General features: G+C 56.0%; 22 protein-coding genes. 13 read left to right on the top strand and 9 right to left on the bottom strand.

What is annotated here, in order from left to right:
* Positions 1-9: 9 nt before the first annotated feature.
* From NF78_RS07975 to tgt, 3 genes are all read right to left on the bottom strand, one after another.
* Entirely contained in the window at positions 10-1,068 is a 1,059-nt protein-coding gene (locus NF78_RS07975) for a hypothetical protein (RefSeq protein ID WP_035985668.1), read from the bottom strand.
* A 244-nt stretch (positions 1,069-1,312) separates the two neighbouring features.
* Complete coding sequence (locus tag NF78_RS07970) at positions 1,313-1,450, bottom strand: photosystem II reaction center protein K (protein WP_035985667.1); 138 nt, start codon at positions 1,448-1,450, stop codon at positions 1,313-1,315.
* A gap of 114 nt (positions 1,451-1,564) precedes the next feature.
* On the bottom strand, positions 1,565-2,707 hold the full coding sequence (gene tgt, locus NF78_RS07965) for a tRNA guanosine(34) transglycosylase Tgt (protein ID WP_035985666.1): 1,143 nt from the start codon (positions 2,705-2,707) through the stop codon (positions 1,565-1,567).
* A gap of 105 nt (positions 2,708-2,812) precedes the next feature.
* Between tgt and NF78_RS07960 the strand changes: the two genes are divergently transcribed.
* Positions 2,813-3,148 (top strand): ArsR/SmtB family transcription factor, encoded by a 336-nt coding sequence (locus NF78_RS07960; RefSeq protein WP_035985664.1) that lies wholly within the window; start codon positions 2,813-2,815, stop codon positions 3,146-3,148.
* Positions 3,149-3,302: 154 nt separating this feature from the next.
* On the opposite strand, the gene NF78_RS07955 is transcribed toward NF78_RS07960, so the two are convergent.
* On the bottom strand, positions 3,303-3,551 hold the full coding sequence (locus NF78_RS07955; RefSeq protein ID WP_035985662.1) for a hypothetical protein: 249 nt from the start codon (positions 3,549-3,551) through the stop codon (positions 3,303-3,305).
* Positions 3,552-4,171: 620 nt separating this feature from the next.
* On the opposite strand from NF78_RS07955, the gene NF78_RS07945 reads away from it, so the two are divergent.
* The 4 genes from NF78_RS07945 to NF78_RS07930 all read left to right on the top strand — a co-directional run bounded on the left by NF78_RS07945 (position 4,172) and on the right by NF78_RS07930 (position 7,044).
* Positions 4,172-5,323, top strand: a complete 1,152-nt coding sequence (locus NF78_RS07945; RefSeq protein ID WP_035989091.1) for an AAA family ATPase — start codon at positions 4,172-4,174, stop codon at positions 5,321-5,323.
* On the top strand, positions 5,320-6,063 hold the full coding sequence (locus NF78_RS30980; RefSeq protein WP_156119698.1) for a hypothetical protein: 744 nt from the start codon (positions 5,320-5,322) through the stop codon (positions 6,061-6,063). Before NF78_RS07945 ends, NF78_RS30980 begins: the two co-directional genes overlap by 4 nt.
* Before the next feature lie 180 nt (positions 6,064-6,243).
* Positions 6,244-6,582, top strand: a complete 339-nt coding sequence (locus tag NF78_RS07935; RefSeq protein WP_035985657.1) for a hypothetical protein — start codon at positions 6,244-6,246, stop codon at positions 6,580-6,582.
* Positions 6,583-7,044 (top strand): type II toxin-antitoxin system VapC family toxin, encoded by a 462-nt coding sequence (locus NF78_RS07930; protein ID WP_035985655.1) that lies wholly within the window; start codon positions 6,583-6,585, stop codon positions 7,042-7,044.
* A gap of 134 nt (positions 7,045-7,178) precedes the next feature.
* Here the strand turns inward: NF78_RS07930 and NF78_RS07925 are convergent, their stop codons facing one another.
* The 3 genes from NF78_RS07925 to NF78_RS30975 are packed head-to-tail and all read right to left on the bottom strand — an operon-like array spanning position 7,179 to position 7,989.
* Positions 7,179-7,439, bottom strand: coding sequence for a DUF4926 domain-containing protein (locus NF78_RS07925; protein ID WP_035985653.1), 261 nt, complete (start codon positions 7,437-7,439; stop codon positions 7,179-7,181).
* A gap of 5 nt (positions 7,440-7,444) precedes the next feature.
* Complete coding sequence (locus tag NF78_RS07920; protein ID WP_035985652.1) at positions 7,445-7,774, bottom strand: DUF6883 domain-containing protein; 330 nt, start codon at positions 7,772-7,774, stop codon at positions 7,445-7,447.
* Positions 7,775-7,833: 59 nt separating this feature from the next.
* The gene (locus NF78_RS30975; RefSeq protein ID WP_156119697.1) at positions 7,834-7,989 is read right to left on the bottom strand and encodes a hypothetical protein; all 156 of its coding nucleotides are present in this window, start codon (positions 7,987-7,989) and stop codon (positions 7,834-7,836) included.
* 42 nt (positions 7,990-8,031) lie between these two features.
* Between NF78_RS30975 and NF78_RS07915 the strand changes: the two genes are divergently transcribed.
* The 5 genes from NF78_RS07915 (at position 8,032) to NF78_RS29250 (ending at position 13,654) form a co-directional block, all read left to right on the top strand.
* Positions 8,032-8,364 carry a nucleotidyltransferase domain-containing protein gene (locus NF78_RS07915; protein WP_035985650.1) on the top strand — a complete coding sequence of 111 codons (333 nt, stop codon included), beginning with the start codon at positions 8,032-8,034 and terminating at the stop codon, positions 8,362-8,364.
* Entirely contained in the window at positions 8,339-8,728 is a 390-nt protein-coding gene (locus tag NF78_RS07910) for a HEPN domain-containing protein (protein ID WP_035985648.1), read from the top strand. The genes NF78_RS07915 and NF78_RS07910 overlap by 26 nt, the downstream gene beginning before the upstream one ends.
* A gap of 382 nt (positions 8,729-9,110) precedes the next feature.
* Positions 9,111-12,413: a carbamoyl-phosphate synthase large subunit gene (carB, locus tag NF78_RS07905; RefSeq protein ID WP_035985646.1), complete on the top strand. Its 3,303-nt coding sequence runs from the start codon at positions 9,111-9,113 to the stop codon at positions 12,411-12,413.
* 73 nt (positions 12,414-12,486) lie between these two features.
* Positions 12,487-13,266 (top strand): NfeD family protein, encoded by a 780-nt coding sequence (locus NF78_RS32910; RefSeq protein WP_197064792.1) that lies wholly within the window; start codon positions 12,487-12,489, stop codon positions 13,264-13,266.
* Between the two features lie 7 nt (positions 13,267-13,273).
* Entirely contained in the window at positions 13,274-13,654 is a 381-nt protein-coding gene (locus NF78_RS29250; protein ID WP_072016021.1) for a PIN domain-containing protein, read from the top strand.
* 46 nt (positions 13,655-13,700) lie between these two features.
* On the opposite strand, the gene NF78_RS07895 is transcribed toward NF78_RS29250, so the two are convergent.
* Entirely contained in the window at positions 13,701-14,753 is a 1,053-nt protein-coding gene (locus tag NF78_RS07895; protein WP_052049973.1) for an NERD domain-containing protein, read from the bottom strand.
* 179 nt (positions 14,754-14,932) lie between these two features.
* On the bottom strand, positions 14,933-16,540 hold the full coding sequence (locus NF78_RS07890; RefSeq protein ID WP_035985642.1) for a photosystem II high light acclimation radical SAM protein: 1,608 nt from the start codon (positions 16,538-16,540) through the stop codon (positions 14,933-14,935).
* Between the two features lie 481 nt (positions 16,541-17,021).
* Here NF78_RS07890 and NF78_RS07885 point away from each other — a divergent pair, with 481 nt between their 5' ends.
* The 3 genes from NF78_RS07885 to NF78_RS07875 all read left to right on the top strand — a co-directional run bounded on the left by NF78_RS07885 (position 17,022) and on the right by NF78_RS07875 (position 18,640).
* Positions 17,022-17,387, top strand: a complete 366-nt coding sequence (locus NF78_RS07885; protein WP_035985640.1) for a DUF1830 domain-containing protein — start codon at positions 17,022-17,024, stop codon at positions 17,385-17,387.
* A 146-nt stretch (positions 17,388-17,533) separates the two neighbouring features.
* Positions 17,534-17,974: a DUF4079 domain-containing protein gene (locus NF78_RS07880; protein ID WP_197064790.1), complete on the top strand. Its 441-nt coding sequence runs from the start codon at positions 17,534-17,536 to the stop codon at positions 17,972-17,974.
* Positions 17,975-18,067: 93 nt separating this feature from the next.
* The gene (locus NF78_RS07875; protein WP_052049971.1) at positions 18,068-18,640 is read left to right on the top strand and encodes a hypothetical protein; all 573 of its coding nucleotides are present in this window, start codon (positions 18,068-18,070) and stop codon (positions 18,638-18,640) included.
* Positions 18,641-18,694 lie beyond the last annotated feature (54 nt).

The raw sequence follows: 18,694 nt of genomic DNA, 5'->3' as shown, positions 1-18,694 counted from the left end.
ACGCAACTTTTATAGTAAGCGAGATAGCAAATACAGCTCATCCAAAACGCGCTTTTCCAGGGCATCGGCCTCCTGGGGGCTGAGGTTATAGAAGGTCCGGGCCTGGGTCAGGCGGCCCTGGTTAAACTCTGGGCCAAAGAGCTGAGCCAGGACAGCCTGCCGAAACTGGGCAACATCGGCGGCACCCTCCAGCGGCACCAGGGCATCGATCAACAGAGCCTCAAATTGCTGGCGGTAGTTAGACAGCCGCTGCTGCTGCTCCCGGTACCGCTGGCGCTCGGTTTCGGCCTCGGCCTCCAGCCGCTGGCGCTCTCGCTCCGCCTCCTGGCGCAGGGCCCCGAGGCGCTCGGCCTTGAGAAACTGAGCATCGGCCTCGGGCAGGCTCATGGTGTCCGCCTTGGCCTGCATCACCTGCCAAAACTCGCTGTCGAGGTCGCTCTCCTGCTGGCAGGCCAGCAGCTCTCGACGAAAGTGCTGATACTTCTCGCCCAGGGTTTTAAACGGACCCATGGCTTTGGAGTTGAGGTCGTTGGTTTCTTCCGTAGACAGCTCCAGGCGATGGCGCAGCAGGAGCAGGTTGGCCCTGGCGGCAGGGGTCAGTTCCCCAAAGGTGTCTACATAGCTCGCGGCTTTGGCGAGGTAAAGCTCATGGGGGGGCAGCAGCGCTTCACCCAGGGGGATGACCTGGGCCAGCACCCTGGCCTGGTCGGCGTGGAGGGTAATGGTGTGGGCGGGCGTCAGCGCAATGTCAAAGCTATAGCGCTGGGTGGTGCGATCGAGCCAGTTGCCCACGCACCGGAGCACAGTTCTGAACTGGGGCAACGGAGCTGCCATGCGAAACCCGATGTAAAGGTCAGGTTCTGCACCGTTGGTGGGAGCGCGGCCCAAGCCAGTGGGCCGTTGGGAGCGGGGGATAAACTCAAACTCACTGTGCTCTAAACCGCTGAGCTGGGCAAGGCTGCTCTGCAATGTCTGAACGTCGTTGTGGGTAACCCGCGGGTCTAGCTCATGCTCCGGGGATTTCACCGAAAGCTGGAAATTCGTGACCGAATCAAAACTGTTGACCATGGTGGGTACTGAGCATTTTGGCTACGGGCAATGGTGCCGACAACCCAGGGGCGACCAGCCCCCCGCGATCGATGGAGACGGTGTCATCACTGTTGGCTCAGTATAGACGTCAGCCCGGGAAGTGGAGTGGGCGGGACCCCACAGGACTTTGCAGCCGTAGACGGTACGGGGGGGAGGCCAGCCAAAAAACAGAGCCCCAAAGCTAAAAAGCTTTGGGGCTCTGGGCTAACCAAGGCTGAGACAGTTACTTAAAACCGACGGAAGCCTGCCACACGAAGGCCAGCAGCAGGAAAAACACGGGAATAATGGGCAGCACATCTACCAGGGGGTCGAACAGGGAGTAAGCCTCGGGCAGCTTGGCCAGCAGCATTGCGACGTCCATTGAATTATTATCCTCTCTTTACACAGCCGAAACCATCTTTCAGATGCCAGCGCAGCCAAGCCCTTGAGCGCCCTGGCCGGAATCTGAGAATTGGTAAATTTTCTTCGCATTTTATCACGGGTGGGGGGCGTCGATCGCGGTTGCAGTCGAGTTTGGCGCCAACCAGGGGGCAAATTCTGCGGCAAAGCGATCGCCCACAATCGCCTCCCGGATCCGCTGGGTAAAGCGCACCAGCTCGGTGATGTTGTGGATGGAAATCAGGGTGAAGGCCAGCATCTCCTTGGCGTGGATCAGGTGGCAGAGGTAGGCCCGGGTGAAATTCTGGCAGGTGTAGCAGGGGCAGGCGGCATCCAGGGGGGTATAGTCGCGGCGAAAGCGCTGGTTTTTCAGGTTCCAGCGGTCTCCGCCCACCAGGGCCGCGCCGTGGCGGGCCAGCCGGGTGGGGATGACGCAGTCGAACAGGTCCACCCCGGCGGCGATCGCCTGGGCCATCTCTTTATAGGTGCCCACCCCCATCAGGTAGCGGGGTTTGTGCTCCGGCAGGCAGGGGGCGGTGGCCTTGACAATGGTTTCGATCAGCTCCGGCGGTTCCCCTACGCTGACCCCGCCGATGGCATAGCCGGGCAGGTCCAGGGTGGCCAACTGCTGGGCCGCCTCGGTGCGCAGGTCGGGGTAGACGCCCCCCTGCACAATGCCAAACAGGGCCTGGTCGGGCCGTTTGTGGGCCTCGGCGCAGCGCAGCAGCCAGCGCCAGGTGCGCTCCGTCGAGGCTTTGATGGTCTCGCGGCTGCACGGGTAGGGGGGGCACTCGTCGAAGGCCATGATCACATCGGCCCCCAGGTCGTTCTGGATCTGGATCGAGGTTTCGGGGCGAAGGTTGATGATGCGGCCATCCTTGGGCGACTTGAAGGTGACGCCGTCCTCGGTAATGGTGCGCATCTGGCTGAGGCTGAACACCTGGAACCCGCCGGAGTCTGTCAGCATGGGGCCATCCCAGCCCATAAAGCGGTGCAGCCCGCCCGCCTCGGCCACAATGTCTTCGCCGGGTTGGAGGTGCAGGTGGTAGGTGTTGGAGAGCACCATCTGCGCCCCGGTGGTGGCGAGCTGGGCGGGGGTGACGGTTTTGACGTTGGCCAGGGTGCCCACGGGCATGAAGCGAGGCGTGTGGACGGGGCCGTGGGGGGTGGTAAAGGTGCCGGCCCGCGCCTGGGTGTGGCTACAGCGGGCGTCGCAGCGGAAGGAAAAGGGCTGGGTCAAGGGGGCGATCGCGAGGGTGAGAAAGCGGGTTTATCATATCACCCGGCCTGGCAGCCCTGGTTCGCTCTGCTACGCTAGAGGTCAGTCTTTGTGCAGCCCACGCCCATGTCGCCCACCCTGCAAACCGACTCCTCAGCCACCACCCTGGCCAAGTTCAAGGCCCTCTCGGACCCGCTGCGGCTGGCGGTGATTGAGCTGCTGCGATCGCAGGAAATGTGCGTGTGCGACCTGCGCGATCGCATGGACATTGCCCAGTCAAAGCTCTCCTTCCACCTCAAAACCCTGCGTGAGGCCGGGCTGATCGCCGCCCGCCAGGAGGGCCGCTGGATCTACTACCGCCTCAACCCCACGGAGTTTGGCGAACTGGAGGACTACCTCAGCGCTTTGGGCCAGATCAGCCCCCAGCGCTCCGCCAACCCCTGCGCCCCCGATCGGGCCTAACGCTCCCCTCGCTGGGCAGATGTAGATCGGGTGCGATCGACGCCGTAGGCAGCGCCTCCATAGAACCGTAGGGTGCATTCGCGAAATCCACACAACATAAAAACCTCGGCGTGGTGCATTGCTCCGCTGCGCTGCGCGAATGCACCCTACGGAACTACTCCACCAGTACATAGCGGGTGAGGACGCGCATGATTTCGTTGATGCGCCCGGTGGGCTGGGCTTTGCTCCACTCGCGCACTTCGGCAAAGCCAAGGCGGTACAGCTCGTGGACGATGCGATCGACGCCGTGGGCGCTGCCAATGACCAAGATGCGAATCACCTCCCGCCCCGGCTCGGCGGCAGGCTCGATGGTGACTTGCAATGCGGGGTCAGCCAGGGTTGAAGGGAGAAAAGCTTGAGGCATGGGGGAATTGTCCTTGTAGCGTCACAGTCCATTTGGCATGTATGCAACGATAGCACAGTCCAATTGGCATGTATACGCTTTTCCTTGCTTCTGTAACGATTGGAGTATGGGAAGAGCAGGCAAAGTACTGAAGACTGTCTTGGAAAAGTACGAGATCAGCCAAGGCAAGTTAGCGACTGTGATGGGCATCGGCTCGTCGAATGTGTTTAGATGGGCAAATGAGTTGCGTGATCCAAGCTCTGAAACTGTATTGGCAATAATTCGATCACTCTATAAAATCGACTCTAGAGCAGCAGAAGACTTTAAGGCTCTATATCTGGATGAATTGAACTGCGAAGATTGATCACTCTAGAATAAGTCTGCTGAAACTCTCAAAATGCAGCAAGCTTCTTTGACAAGGAATGCCATCAGTAGTCGGATTAATTGATTCAAATGGACACAAAGCTGGATGCTAACCCTAAATAGGGTGATAGAAAAAATATTGATGCCTAACTTTTTTAACTCATGACTAGCGACCAATATAGTCGATGGGAAAAGAAGAAATTCTGTTAAGGATTAATGATTTAACCGTGCTCTATTTGGCTTGAGCTTGCTGATCTGCATTTTTGAGGAACAAGATGATGAAAATTACAAGCTTCAGTTTCAAGGATAATAGTCAAGACTGGAACATTCAGGGGATTCATTTCGAGCAGTTGAATTTGCTTGTTGGAGCTTCAGGTGTTGGGAAGACTAGAATACTTAGAGCGCTAGATCTCATATGTGATGTGGCTAAAGGGAAGAAACGAAAACTGGACGATGTGGAGTGGGCAATTTCTTTCTCACATTTGAACAAAAATTATGAATGGAAGCTTAAAACATCTAAGTCTGTGGACGAAGCTTTCTCAAGTGAACCTGGTCAGGCAGAGATTCTATCCGAAAGTTTGGTTGGTGGCGAGAGCTTCAACGAGATAGAAATTCTTTATCGAAATGAGGGAGAGTCAAGATTAAAGGATCAAAATTTACCTAAATTAAAAAGAACTGAGAGTGCAATTACCTTGCTTTCTGAAGAGGATTCAATAAAGCCTGTCTCAGAAGCCTTTAAGAGATTTATTTTCAATGAAACGCCTCAGCAAGCAGTGGTCACAATTCCGTTCAATCCTGAAAATGCACACGTGGAAATAGATTTTGAAGGAGGTGTCTCAGAAGCAGAAAAAGTAAAGCAATTCAAAGAATCTGTTGTAGATGCGCCAACAGTATTTAAAGCTTATCTCCTCCAAAAATTCTTACCCTCTCTTTTCGGAGAGGTTAGAGAAGCATATGTTGATGTATTTCCAAATGTCAAAGATTTTAGAGTTGTAGTCAATAGAGATTCAAACAATTCATACATTCTTATTTTTGAGATAAATGAAGGTATTAATGAAAGCTGGATTTCTCAGCAAAGAATTTCATCCGGTATGTATCGAACTTTAATATACTTGGTAGAAATTATGACCGCTCCTGAGGAGTCAGTAATTGTGATAGACGAATTCGAAAACAGCTTAGGTATTAACTGTATGCCTGAATTGACAGATTTTATCTTGGAAAGATCTCCAAGATTGCAATTCATTCTTACGAGTCATCATCCTTATATAATAAATAATATTCCATGGAAAACTTGGCAAGTTGTTTCAAGAGTTGACGGCAAGATAACTTCCAAGAAGGCCGAAAATATTCCTCAACTTGATACAGCCTCAAGCCTTGATAAGTTCACGCAATTGGTTGATCTTCTTGAATATGAGGATGACGTAGCGTGAATCTCCTTCTACTAGTTGAGGGCAAAAGAACAGAGCCCAAAGTTTATAAGGCATGGTTGACGCACCTGTTTCCAAATTTAGATTTTGTCTTTAGGCCCGAAGATTTATCTACATTCTCATGTCGCATTGTTCCTGGGAATGGTTACCCCAATATGGTCAGCGCTCCAAAGTCCTACACAGGAGTATCTAGACTAGAAGCGTGTCTCCTTGATATTAAAAACTATGATAATATAGATTATTTTTTAATTTGCGTTGACTCGGAAGAGTGTGATTATGGTGACAGACTTGAGGAGGTAAGGAAAAAGCTTCAAGAAGCAATTGTAAGGGTCGGTTTGGATGGAAAGTATGTTAAAAAAATCTTTATCATCGTCCAGCATTGCTGTCTTGAAACATGGGCTCTGGGAAATCATGAGATCCCTCTTATCCATACCCCTGTAATGTCTTTGGATGTGTTTTCAGAGCTTCAAAGACATTACGATGTTATTAATAGTGATCCTGAGCTTCTATGTATTTGGCCTCAAGAATTCTCTTATTCAAATAGAGCTAAGTTTCACGAGTATTATCTAAAAAGGTACTTGGAAAGCTATGGTTTTTCTTATACCAAGAAAAATCCGAAAGTGATTGGAGAGAAATGGTATCTTGAGGCTCTTATTAGAAGATGCGACTCCACAGATCATTTGCGTAGTCTAAATTATTTGTTTTCTGTATTAAAGGATATTCAAGCAAGCAGTAGGAAGTAGAATAGCACAGCTTATAATTCAATTTAGGCTGCTTTAGTTAGCCCAATCCTCCTTAAAAGCAGATAAGTCAGCAGATTGCATTGGGGCGATCGCCCCTTCCCCCCCCCTCCACAGCCATCAGTGCCCACTCTGCCCTAGCGGCGATCGCTATAATAGGCACAAGTCCTCACACCTGCTGACATGACATCCCAACAACTCGAAGAGCGATCGCAGCGCCTCGAAGCACGAGTTGCTGCCCTCGAAAAAGAACTGGCACAGCTCAAACAGGTTTTGTCTGCTCTTCTGCAAAAGCCAACCCCCTGGTGGTCAGCGATCGCAGGCAGCGCTGAAACTGACCAAGCGATCCCTTTATCTAGCCAGCCCTCGCCTCTGGCGCAGACCACCTTTCATCAGACGCTACAAGCATCTGGCCTAGTAAAATCGGTACGCCCACCCGCCGTTACCCCCCAAAACAACTTTCAGCCTATTCCTGCCCAAGGTGAAGCCGTATCCCAAACCATCTTGGATGAGCGGCGCTAAGTGGCTGTTTACTTCTTAGACAGCAGCGCCCTGGTTAAACGGTATATCCGGGAAACAGGAACCGATTGGGTTGCAAGCCTGTTTTCGCCAGAGTTAGGCAACGATTGCTTTGTGGCTGCGATCGCAGGGGTTGAAATTGTCGCGGCTATTACCAGACGTGCCCGTAGCGGTAGCATCAAAACCGCCGATGCGGCTTTAGCCTGCGCTCAGTTTAGGCAAGACTTTCAGACAACTTATCAAATTATTGAAATTACCGAAGAGATTATTAGTCTAGGGATGGCTCTAGCCGAAGCAAAAGGGCTGCGAGGCTATGATGCCGTACAGTTAGCCGCAGGTTGTGCCGTCAATGCCCTTTGCCTAACGAGCAGTTTGCCACCTTTAATTTTTGTCTCAGCCGACAACGAACTCAATGCCGCCGCCCGCAGCGAAGGGCTAATCATTGAGAATCCTAACGAGCAATAGTCTGAGCCCAATCTTTTTTGGAAACGAGCAAGCTTAGCGAATTGTATGGGGGCGATCGCCCCTTCCCCCACAGCCACCAGTGCCCGCCCTGCCCTAGCGGCGATCGCGCTACCCACCAAAGCAACCTTCTCGGCTCAGCTCGCCAACAGCAATTCATAACGCAGTGGCAGCACCTCATCCGGCGTCAACACCGCCATTGCATATTCGCGACCTGCCAAATCCGCAAACTCAACTAAATAGCAAAGCTCCTCTCCCTCATAGATCTCCAATACAGTGCCCACCTGCCCCATAGGAAGCTGCTGAATCGCCTCGAACTCGGTCTCAACCAGCGTGAGGCGATCGCGGGCGATCGGCTTTAGGTTGGCAACGGTATCTAGAGTTGTCACAGAATCCATAGCCTTTATTTGATAAACGCCGAAACCAAATGGGGGACAGACTGGCCCGCGCGCACCTCCCACAGTGTCCGCAGGACAACAGAGTCGTGATCAATTATGACCCAATCGACTTTGTACAGTTGCCCGAATGCTGTAGAGCCTTGCTGCACGACCTCTCCTTCCACAGCGGCTTGAGCAATCAACTGCCGCAGAGCCTCTGCATTGTCAGCCCTGATGCCCAGAGCCGAGGCAAAAACCCTCGCTTTGTGCTTGCCCGATGAATGGTTTGGGTTAAGGCAGTAGCCTACCAGCTTGTCCATCGGAATAATCGCTGATGCTCCGTTGGGCAGCTTCATGACTATGGCCGCAGAGAACGCCAATCAATTTTAGCTGTGCTGGTTAGTAGACAGAGAAGTTAGGCAACTTCAGCGGATTGCGTTGGGGCGATCGCGTAGCGTGTGCAGCGCACAATCGCCCCTTCCCCCACATCCACCAGTGCCCCCTCTGCCCTAGGGGCGATCGCCCTACCCGCCGTGAGCCCCACCCCCCATTGATACAATAGTGAGGCCACCCAACGCCACTCCCCACGCCTTTCCCCTGCAGGCGACCTGACATGCTCACCCAAGCCACCATTCAGCAAATCAGCGATCGCATCGCCGATCGCTTCAGCCCAGAAAAAATCATCCTCTTTGGCAGCTACGCCCGTGGCGAAGCCCACCCCCACAGCGACCTAGACCTGCTTGTTGTTGTAGAAACCCTCCCCCCTCGGGGTCAGCGCAGCGCACCCATCCTCAAAATGCTGGCCCAAGACTACGCCGAACCCATCGACATTGTCATTCGCTCAGCCCAAGCGTACAAAGATTGGGAGCAGGTGCCCGGCAGTTTTGCCCACCAGGTGCTTACCGAAGGAATTGTGCTCTATGACCGCCAAAAGCAACCCGTCTGATGCCTGGTTTGCCAAAGCAGACGCTGATCTCCAAGCCGCTGAGTTACTGCTCAATACCAACAACCCTCTACTGGATATCGTCTGTTACCACGCCCAGCAATGTGCCGAGAAATATCTTAAGGGCTACCTTGTTGCCCACAGCATCCCGTTTAAGTTTGTGCATGAGTTGGTCTACCTCACTCGCCTTTGTGGAAAGCAAGAGCCCAAGTTCTCAAACCTACTCGACATCGCCTCAGAGCTGCAAGACTACGCAACCGGCGTGCGATATCCCGATGACGAGCTGGAAGAACCTACCCCTCAAGAAGCCCAACGAGCTATCGTTTGTGCCGAAGAAGTCCGGGCTTTTGTCAAGCAATGCCTGTAGAGCCAGGCGACCATAAATTCTGCTCCGATGAGGCCCTTCAGCCCATTGATACAATCACTACACGACCAACTCACACCCCTGCCTTTGCATGTTTAGCAGATTGCATTGGGGCGTTCGCGTTGGCGGAGCGTCTCTGCAAGAGAAAGCGTATGCAGCGCACAATCGCCCCTTCCCCCAGCCATCAGCGCCCCTCTGCCCAGCGGTGATCGCGGCCCGCCAAACCTGGCCCTGATCCCTGGCGCTTTGGGAGTTTTGCTTAAGTTCACCAAACCGTGACAATCGGGCGATCGCCCAACCTCTCCCGGTTTCGCCGCGATCTGAACAGTCGGATCGGGCGAATACCCCTTAGAATAATTTGGATTTTCCCTGAGCACCCCGCCCTATGCCTCGCCGCGACGACATCCACAAGATTCTGCTGATTGGCTCTGGCCCGATTGTGATTGGGCAGGCCTGCGAGTTTGACTACTCCGGCACCCAGGCGTGCAAAGCCCTGCGCGAAGAGGGTTACGAGGTGGTGCTGATCAACTCCAACCCGGCGACGATCATGACCGACCCGGAGACCGCCGATCGCACCTACATCGAGCCGCTGACGCCGGAGATTGTGGAGCGAGTGATCGAGCGGGAGAAGCCCGACGTCATGCTGCCCACCATGGGCGGCCAGACGGCGCTGAACATTGCCGTGGCCCTGTCGAAGAATGGGGCGCTGGAGCGCCACGGCGTCGAGCTGATTGGGGCCAAGCTGGAAGCGATCGAGATGGCGGAGGACCGCAAGCTGTTTAAGGAGGCGATGGCCCGCATCAACGTGCCCGTGTGCCCCTCGGGGCTGGCGGAGACCATGGACGAAGCCCGGCAGATTGCCCAGCAGATCGGCAGCTTCCCGCTGATCATTCGCCCCGCGTTTACCATGGGCGGCACGGGCGGCGGTATCGCCTACAACCAGGAGGAGTTTGAAACCATTTCGCGCTCCGGTCTCGACGCCAGCCCGGTGTCGCAGATTTTGATCGAGCAGTCGCTGCTGGGCTGGAAGGAGTACGAGCTGGAGGTGATGCGCGACCTGGCGGACAACGTGGTGATCATCTGCTCGATCGAAAACCTCGACCCGATGGGGGTCCACACCGGCGATTCGATCACCGTGGCCCCAGCCCAGACCCTCACCGATAAAGAATACCAGCGGCTGCGGGATGCCTCGGTGAAGATCATCCGCGAGATCGGCGTGGAGACGGGCGGTTCCAACATTCAGTTTGCCGTCAACCCCGACAACGGCGACTACATCGTGATCGAAATGAACCCCCGGGTGTCGCGCAGCTCGGCCCTGGCCTCCAAGGCGACAGGCTTTCCGATCGCCAAGTTTGCCGCCAAGCTGGCGGTGGGTTACACCCTCAACGAAATCTCCAACGACATCACCAAGAAGACCCCGGCCAGCTTTGAGCCCACCATTGACTACGTGGTGACCAAAATTCCCCGCTTCGCCTTCGAGAAATTCCCCGGCACCACCCCCACCCTGACCACCCAGATGAAGTCCGTGGGCGAGGCGATGGCGATCGGGCGCACCTTCCAGGAGTCGTTCCAGAAGGCGCTGCGATCGCTGGAGACGGGCCGGGCGGGCTGGGGCTGCGATCGCCCCGAAAAGCTGCCCAGCCTGAACGAAATCCGCCCCAAGCTGCGCACCCCCAACCCCGAGCGCATCTTTGACCTGCGCCACGCCATGCAGCTGGGCCTCACCGTCAACGATATCTACGACCTCACCGGCATTGACCCCTGGTTCCTCAACCAGCTCTGCGGCCTGCTGCGCACCGAGAAGTTTCTCAAGCGCACCCAGCTGAGCGACCTCACCGCCGAGCAAATGCGGGCGGTGAAGCGCCAAGGCTTTAGCGATCGCCAGATCGCCTACGCCACCGGCACCACCGAAGACGCCGTGCGCGACTACCGCAAGGGCCTGGAGGTGATTCCGGTGTACAAAACCGTGGACACCTGCGCCGCCGAATTCGAGGCCTTTACCCCCTACTACTACTCCACCTACGAAGACGAGACCGAGGTGCTGCCCAGCGATCGCCCCAAGGTGATGATCCTCGGCGGCGGCCCCAACCGCATTGGCCAGGGCATCGAGTTCGACTACTGCTGCTGCCACGCCTCCTTCGCCCTGCGCGACGACGGCTACGAGACGATCATGGTCAACTCCAACCCGGAGACGGTCTCCACAGACTACGACACCAGCGATCGCCTCTACTTCGAGCCCCTGACCAAAGAGGACGTGCTCAACATCATCGAAGCCGAAAACCCGGTGGGCATCATCATCCAGTTTGGCGGCCAAACCCCCCTAAAGCTGGCCGTCCCCCTTCAGGAATATCTGTCCAATCTAGAATCCTCTGCCAGGGCAGACGACCGTCTGCCCCTACCCGCCGCCCCATCCACCCTCCCACCCTCCCACCCTCCCACCCGCATCTGGGGCACCTCCCCCGACTCCATCGACACCGCCGAAGACCGGGAGCGCTTCGAGGCCATCCTGCGCGAACTGGACATCAAGCAGCCCCCCAACGGCATGGCCCGCAGCTACAACGACGCCCTGCGCGTTGCCCAGCAGATCGACTACCCGGTGGTGGTGCGGCCCAGCTACGTGCTGGGGGGCCGCGCCATGGAAATCGTGTATTCCGACGCCGACCTGGAGCGGTACATGACCTACGCCGTGCTGGTGGAGCCCGACCACCCGATCCTGATCGACAAGTTTTTGGAGAACGCCATTGAGGTGGATGTGGATGCGATCGCCGACCAAACCGGCCAGGTGGTGATCGGCGGCATCATGGAGCACATCGAGCAGGCGGGCATCCACTCCGGCGACTCCGCCTGCTCCCTGCCCACCATCACCCTGCCCGATGCCGCCCTCGCCACCATTCGCGACTGGACGATGAAGCTGGCCAAGCGCCTGAAGGTGATCGGCCTGATGAACATTCAGTTCGCGGTCAAGGGCGACCAGGTCTACATCATTGAGGCCAACCCCCGCGCCTCCCGCACGGTGCCCTTTGTCTCCAAGGCGATCGGCCATCCTTTGGCCAAAATTGCCGTGCGGGTGATGTCGGGCAAAACCCTGGCAGAGCTGGGCTTCACCGAGGAGGTGATTCCCCACCACATCGCCGTCAAAGAAGCCGTGCTGCCCTTCGACAAGTTCGCGGGCACCGACGCCCTGCTCGGCCCCGAGATGCGCTCCACGGGCGAGGTCATGGGCATCGACGCCGACTTTGGCAAAGCCTTTGCCAAGGCGGAGCTGGGGGCCAACCAAAAGCTGCCCCTGGCGGGGACGGTGTTCATCTCCATGAACGATCGCGACAAGGCCGCCGTCATCCCCGTCGCCAAGGAACTGGCCAGCCTGGGCCTGAAGCTGATCGCCACCAGCGGCACCCGCAAGGCACTGCTGGACGAAGGGCTGGAGGTGGGCCTGGTGCTGAAGGTCCACGAAGGCCGCCCCAACATCGAAGACGCGATCAAAAACGGCGAGATTCAGCTAATCATCAACACTCCGGCAGGCAGCACGGCGATCGAAGACGATCGCTCCATCCGCCGCACCGCCCTGGCCTACAAGGTGCCGATCATCACCACCATTGCGGGGGCAAAGGCGACTACCGCTGCGATCGGCTCCCTGCAACAGCACCCCCTCCAGGTGAAGTCTCTCCAGGAGTATGTGGGGATGTAGAAATTGCAAAAGGACTGTAAGCTTCGCTGATTCAGTAGCTAACATAGTAAGTACAGTAGATCCGTGAATGCATATGGCTGATCCAATCAAGCCCAAAGCTCAAGGTTTGCGTCCAGCTCTAAGGAGTTCAAAGAGTCGGCAAACCGCTACTGTTACTTCGCCGATCCTTCCAGGTGAGCCTGGCAGAATTCTTTGGGATGGTTCTGAGTGGCTAGCAATTTCAAATACCTCCAATCCTATAGACGTTGGAGAATTAGTAAAGATTGTTAGTAGGCAAGGTGGAACCTTAATGGTTCAGCCTCTCTCTACAAGTTATCCTGTTCCAGTAAAGGTTTTTCACCCAGTCCGATCAGGTAATACAAGCAGCAGTATCTCCTCCTTGAGTGAAGGTATCGTGAGTGCCGCTGGAGCAGCAGCACGTCTTTTTTCGACGACGCTAAAGAGCATTGCTAGTACTGGCAGAAACGATCAAAATGACAATGATGCAGCCAATGGTGATTCTCTTGATTTACCCGTTGGATCGACTGCCTATATAGCCGACATAGAAAAGCGTCTCCAAGATGTTGAAGACTCCATCAGCGCTTTGCAAAAAGTGGTTGTGCCTTCACCTTCACAATCAGCCAGTTGGATTCAGGATATCGAAAGTGCATTTAAAGATGACCCCGCCTTTGAGGACATTTTCGCCTACGAGAGAGCTATTCAAGAAGGTGACGAATCTCTTCCAAAAACAGGTGCTGAGCTTGTTGCCTACTGGGAAAAGGTTGGGGTGATTAACTCCCGACCCGATATTGATGACAGCCAAGAGTATGCACGCAGACTGCGTGACCAGGCTGAACATCGCGAGCAGACTTAGGTGTTGAATGTACCTGGTTGATACAGATGTCATGATCGACATCCAACGGGGTTCTAAACCAGCACGGGCCTGGTTTGGCTCCCTTTCTGAGCCGCCCGGCATTCCTGGTTTTGTGGTGATGGAATTAATACAGGGAGCCCAAAACAAGCAAAAGTTGCGCGAAGTGCTACGACTTGTAAGACCACTAGACATTGTTTGGCCCACCACATCTGACTACTCTCGCGCCCTATCTAACTTCACAAGTTATCACCTGTCTCACAAGGTTGGTCTAATTGATGCCTTAGTTGCAGCCTGTGCCGTTGGTCGCAATGCCACTCTTTGCACGTTTAATGTGAAGCACTATCGAGTCATTTCAGACTTGAGCCTGGAACAACCCTACAGCCGCTGACGGTGCCGCGCTGATTTTGGCGAGAAAGTTCTAAGTTTGACCAGGGTCAAACAGAACCAGGGGAAGTGCTTTCGGGGTTGACGTAGAAAAGCTGAGGTTCTGATCGGTCGGGGCACACCACATAGAACTCTCGGCCCTGCTTGGTGATCCTGGCGCGATCGCCATTGGCGCAGGTGACCTTGATGGGCGTATTGCCGCCACAGGCACCGCACTTAAAGTAGTAGCCGTACTTGCCGTAGACAATCGTTAAGTCACCACTCCCGCAGGTGCGGCAGGCCTTTTTGGCATCGGGCTGGCTCTGGACAGGTACTTTTGGGGGTTGAGGAGAGGGGGCACCTTGGGGATGGGCTGAAGTTCCAGGGGCCCTGGAGCGTGGCTTACCAAAGTTGCTTTCGGAGCGGTTTTGAGGCTTGCGGACGGGCGGAGACGATGAGGACGGCGGCAGGGGTTGAGGACTGTGCCGTTGCAGCAAAAACTCTGTTAACCGCTGCACGGTTTTGTCGCTAAACTCGGCCCCCGCATCCTTGAGGCTCAGGGAAAACAGACTGCTGCCCCGGCGGTAGTCAGCGTGTATCTCCTGAATCCGGGGGACGACCTGATCCGCCTTGAGCACCTGACGGACCGCAAAGCCCTTGGGGCGATCAATCACTCCAGTATCTGAAATGGCCACCAAGCCGTCAAAGGGCACCGAGGTAAAGGTGAACTGAAAAGCCAACACTTTGCGAAAAAAGAGATCGACGTGGTCATTAAGCAATGACCTGATTAGATTGGCCTGGCGCTCCACCTGCAGCAGGGGCGACGGCATGCCCTGCCAGTTTTGCCCTACCTGACGGGTCCACTCTTCCTGGGCATTGACGCGAATCTGGGTAGTGACGCTTTTACTCTCGATTAAAATCAGCCCGTGGGTGCTGAGAACCAAATGGTCAACCTGAGCGATTTCACCTTTGCGCTCGACCCGCAGGCCATTCAGCACAACGATTTTAGGATCGTCGGCGAACGCCCGGCGTAGGTAAAATGCCATTTGTTCCTCTGCCCGGCGACCCGCCTGCACCCGTGGACCGGATCCAGGAGCTAGGGGGTCCAACTCTTTGACAATCATGCGTACTGTCCACTCTCAACCTCATCACTCACATAAGATACCCAGATGACTCACTGGAGCGAGTGTGGACGGATGCTCAAAGTTTGGCGCGTAGAACTGTCGCCCTCCGCAGCACTTCAGCGCCTACTGAGTAAGGGTTTTAGGCAGCAGAAATTGAGCCGATTCAGCCAGTTGCGGCTTTACTTCAGCGCCGGTTCCTTGGCGGCGGCGAGGTCAGCGGCTTTGGGCGCGATCGCAGCGGTGAGGGCTTCCTCCAGGGGGGCCCGCCCCAGGCGTTCCTCCAGAATATCCATCACCTCGCGGCCAAAGTCATCGGGGTTGCGCTGCCACGCTTCCAGGCATACTTCGCCAAAGAACGAACCCAGCGGTTCCGGGTTCCACAGCAGCTTCTTTGACACCCAGGGCAGGTGAATGTCGAGAGGGTTGTAGTCGCGCCGGAGAATGTTTTTATCGAAGGCGTACTCCTCCAAGTGGGTGTGGGGCTGCAGGCCAATGAAGAAAATAGCGGGCTCCACCTTGTCGCGGCCAAACACCTCTTCCAGTGCCCGGTGGTAGGCAATGGTCTGGCGAATAGTTTCGGGCCGTTCGTCAATTACATTAAAGGAGTAGTTGACTGAGACCAGGTCGTTGAACCCGGCTGCCTTCAAGTCTTTGCAGTTTTGCAGCACCGTGCGCAGGTTGTAGCCCATGCGCATTTTCCGCACCAGTTCCTGGGAACCGCTGGTAATGCCAATTTCAAAATAGTTCATGCCCGTGTCGGCCATCAGCTGGCAGAGTTTGGGCGTCAGGTTGTCGGCACGAATGTAGGCGGCCCAGTGGATGTCGTCCATACCGGCATCGAGGATTTTTTGCAGCAGTTCCTCGGCATCCTGCATGAAGCGGCGGGCGGGAATGAACTGGGCATCGGTAAACCAGAAGTTGCGGACGCCCCGTTTATAGAGCTGCTGCATTTCCGCCACCACTTCATCGGCGGGGTTGATGCGCACCTGCTTGCCCTCGACCACGGTGTAGACGCAGTAGCAGCAGTTGTGGGGACAGCCGCGCTTGGTCTGTACGCCAATGTAAAAGTCCTGCTCCTGAAGGTAGTAGTCGAACTCGGGCCAGATCGCCTCAATGTAGTCGTAGTTGCAGGCGGTTTTCTCCAGCGGAGCGGGCTCTTCGTGGATGAGGCGATCGCGCGGTTGGGTCTCCCCGGCGATATAGCAGCGCTGGTCCGAAAAATCTTCGCCCCGCAGGATCCGCTCCAGCAGCATTTCCCCTTCGCCCACTGAGATAATCGTGCCCTTGGGCAGCCGATTGTGGAGCTGCTCGTAGAACACGCTCACCGCTCCGCCCCCAACCACCGTGGTAACGTCCTGGCGGTAGCGGCGCGCCCGCCGGAGCCCGCGCTTGATCAGTCCCTGGTTGCGCCAGAGTTCGGCCAGGTAGGTGGTGGCCATGCGCAGCCCCCCCAGGGCACCCCTGGCCTTTAAGAACAGGTTGCGGGCGTAAAAGAACTCAAAGGCGTTTTGCAGCGGATTGCCCCCGCGACCGCCCACGGGCGCAAAAATCTGGATGTCGCGCCAGGAAAACACCAGCACCGTGGGTTGAAAGTCGTCGATGCAGCGATCGAGGGCGCCACCGTAGTCCAGGGGAGGCACCGCCCCCAGATCAAAGATGCGCTGCTCCAGGTCGGGAAATAGCTTGTGAACGTGATCAGCCAGGTAGACCACCCCAACCGGGAAAATGGGATTGCAGGGCAGCCGTACGTAGAGCACACGGGCCTGGCCAGTGGTAGAAAAAGGCATGCTTATCAGGCTGGATATATATCTTCACGATAGCACCGTCTCTTCGCCAGAGCAGGGTCAAACTAGAAATCCTCCCACCCACACACAGCACTATAGATAAGACTCAATTTGGCAGGAGGATTTTGTACGAACAAGTTGTGGTGGCATTTCAGCCCTCAGGCAGAGGGTGAACTATCCCAATTGGGACATCTCTCTAGGAGAGCCGAAAATATCTCTGGGCATGGTATAAAAATATAATTAAATTTTTAGGCCGCTGACGGGATCGAGAACCCCAAGTTACGTGCTCCGCTGCTTTAGGTCGAGCAGGACGTAAGGGAAAAAATGCTTCAAACCAGGGCTGTTGCAAAGCTTGAAGCATTGTGTCCAATTGTTTTGAATAGTGAAGCAGCTGTAGGGGTTGGTAGTCGCCTTTACAGCAGCCGGGGATCGCGAAGTGTTAGGCTTTGCGCAGTGATTCTTGCAGTATTGCCGTAAAGCATCAATGGCACAAATCCTTGATCCCCTTCCCTCCGATGGCCAGAGTCAGATTCTCTGCTGCTATGTCAACGCCACCAGTAAGATCCAGGTTGCTCGTATTACAAATGTGCCCGATTGGTACTTTGAGCGGGTGGTTTTTCCGGGGCAGCGATTGCTTTTTGAAACCGTTCCTAAAGCGCTTCTAGAGATCCACACCGGCATGATGGCCAGCGCCATACTGTCCGACAGCATTCCCTGCGATCGCCTCCAGGTCGATGCTCCAGAACCAGCGGTTTTTGAGTCGGCCTCAAGCCCCGCGCTTGAGGCCAACTCAATTCACGACACACTGGAACAGCCAGCACCTGCGGTAGTGGCCTCACCTGCCAGCTAAGCCGACGGCCTTGCAGACGATTACACTGTGAGGGAGTGGGGCGATTAGCCTTGGTTCTGGCAGCTTGCGGTGATTAGAGGAATGACGGTAGGTCACCTGCCCGTTCGATGTCGCCGGGGCAAAGCCGATGGCGTCGATTGGGGGGAATGGTGGACCTACCTTCGTTTTTGTGGCTGTGGCGCATTGCCGCCTGGTCCATGGGGCTTACGCTTACGGCCTACGCGCTGCTGGCGCTGACGGGCGGCGTGCTGTTCTATACCCGGACTAACAAGCAACCGCGCTCAGCCTGGCTGCGACCTTTGCACATTGGTCTTGGCAGTGTGGCGGTGGTGCTGGTGCTGGTTCTGCTGGCCATCGGTTTGATTGGTACCCTGGGGGAATACGGCAGTCTGGGCCATTCCGTGCACCTGCTGTTTGGGCTTTCGGTGGTGGTTTTGGTGCTAGCCTCGGCCTGGAGCGCCAGCCGGATCGCCCCAGAGCGTCCCTGGGCCAGACCCCTGCACGTTGGCCTGAACGGTGGGCTGGGCCTTGGTCTGGCGGCAGCCGGGCTCTCAGGTTGGCAGGTGGTGCAAAAGTATTTACCTTAGAGTAGTCTCCGTCAGATTGGGCCACCGAGGTGCTTTGCCTTGATCTGATTGGTCTGCTTTTTTCTCGGCTGTAAACCCCTGCGCCCATGCCCCATGGTTGAATCCACGCCATTGCCCTCTGCAGCTATCCAAGAGCGCCAGGTTTTCGGTATCTCTCCGCTAATTCGTCTGACGCTGCTGCTGCTGTACCTGGCCTTAATGGGCCCCCTGCCTTTTCTGGCCCAGGCCACCCGGGCGGCGGTGTCCCCTCTGTGGTTGACGGTGGGCATTGGGCTGGGCGGGCTGGGCCTCTATGGTGCCCTCAGCCAGCGAGTCGAGGTGGATGACCAGAGGATTCAAGTGACCTATCCAACCTGGATTCGCTGGCTGTTTCGCGGCGGTTGGCAGCTGCCCTGGCGTCAGGTGCAGGCGCTCAAACCCCGTTCTACCGGGCAGGGGGGCATTGTGTACTACTTTGTTGGCGAGGGGGGAGAGGCCTACCTGTTGCCCATGCGGGTAGCGGGGTTCGCCCGTCTGGTGACGCTGGTTGAAACCTACAGCGGCATTGACACGCAGGATGTTAGGCCCCTGGCTCAACCCTGGATGTATTTCATTTTGCTGGGGTTCACCCTGCTGCTGCTGCTGGTAGATGCCTGGACTATTACCACCGCCCTGGGCATGACCTAAGGCAGGAAGCCCCGTCTGCTTCCCTGGCTTCTGGTGGGGATGACTGTACCGCAG

Origin of the sequence: Leptolyngbya sp. KIOST-1 (genome assembly GCF_000763385.1) — a bacterium.
Classification (GTDB): Bacteria; Cyanobacteriota; Cyanobacteriia; order Phormidesmidales; family Phormidesmidaceae; genus Nodosilinea.
This window is presented reverse-complemented; position numbering and strand designations above follow the sequence as displayed.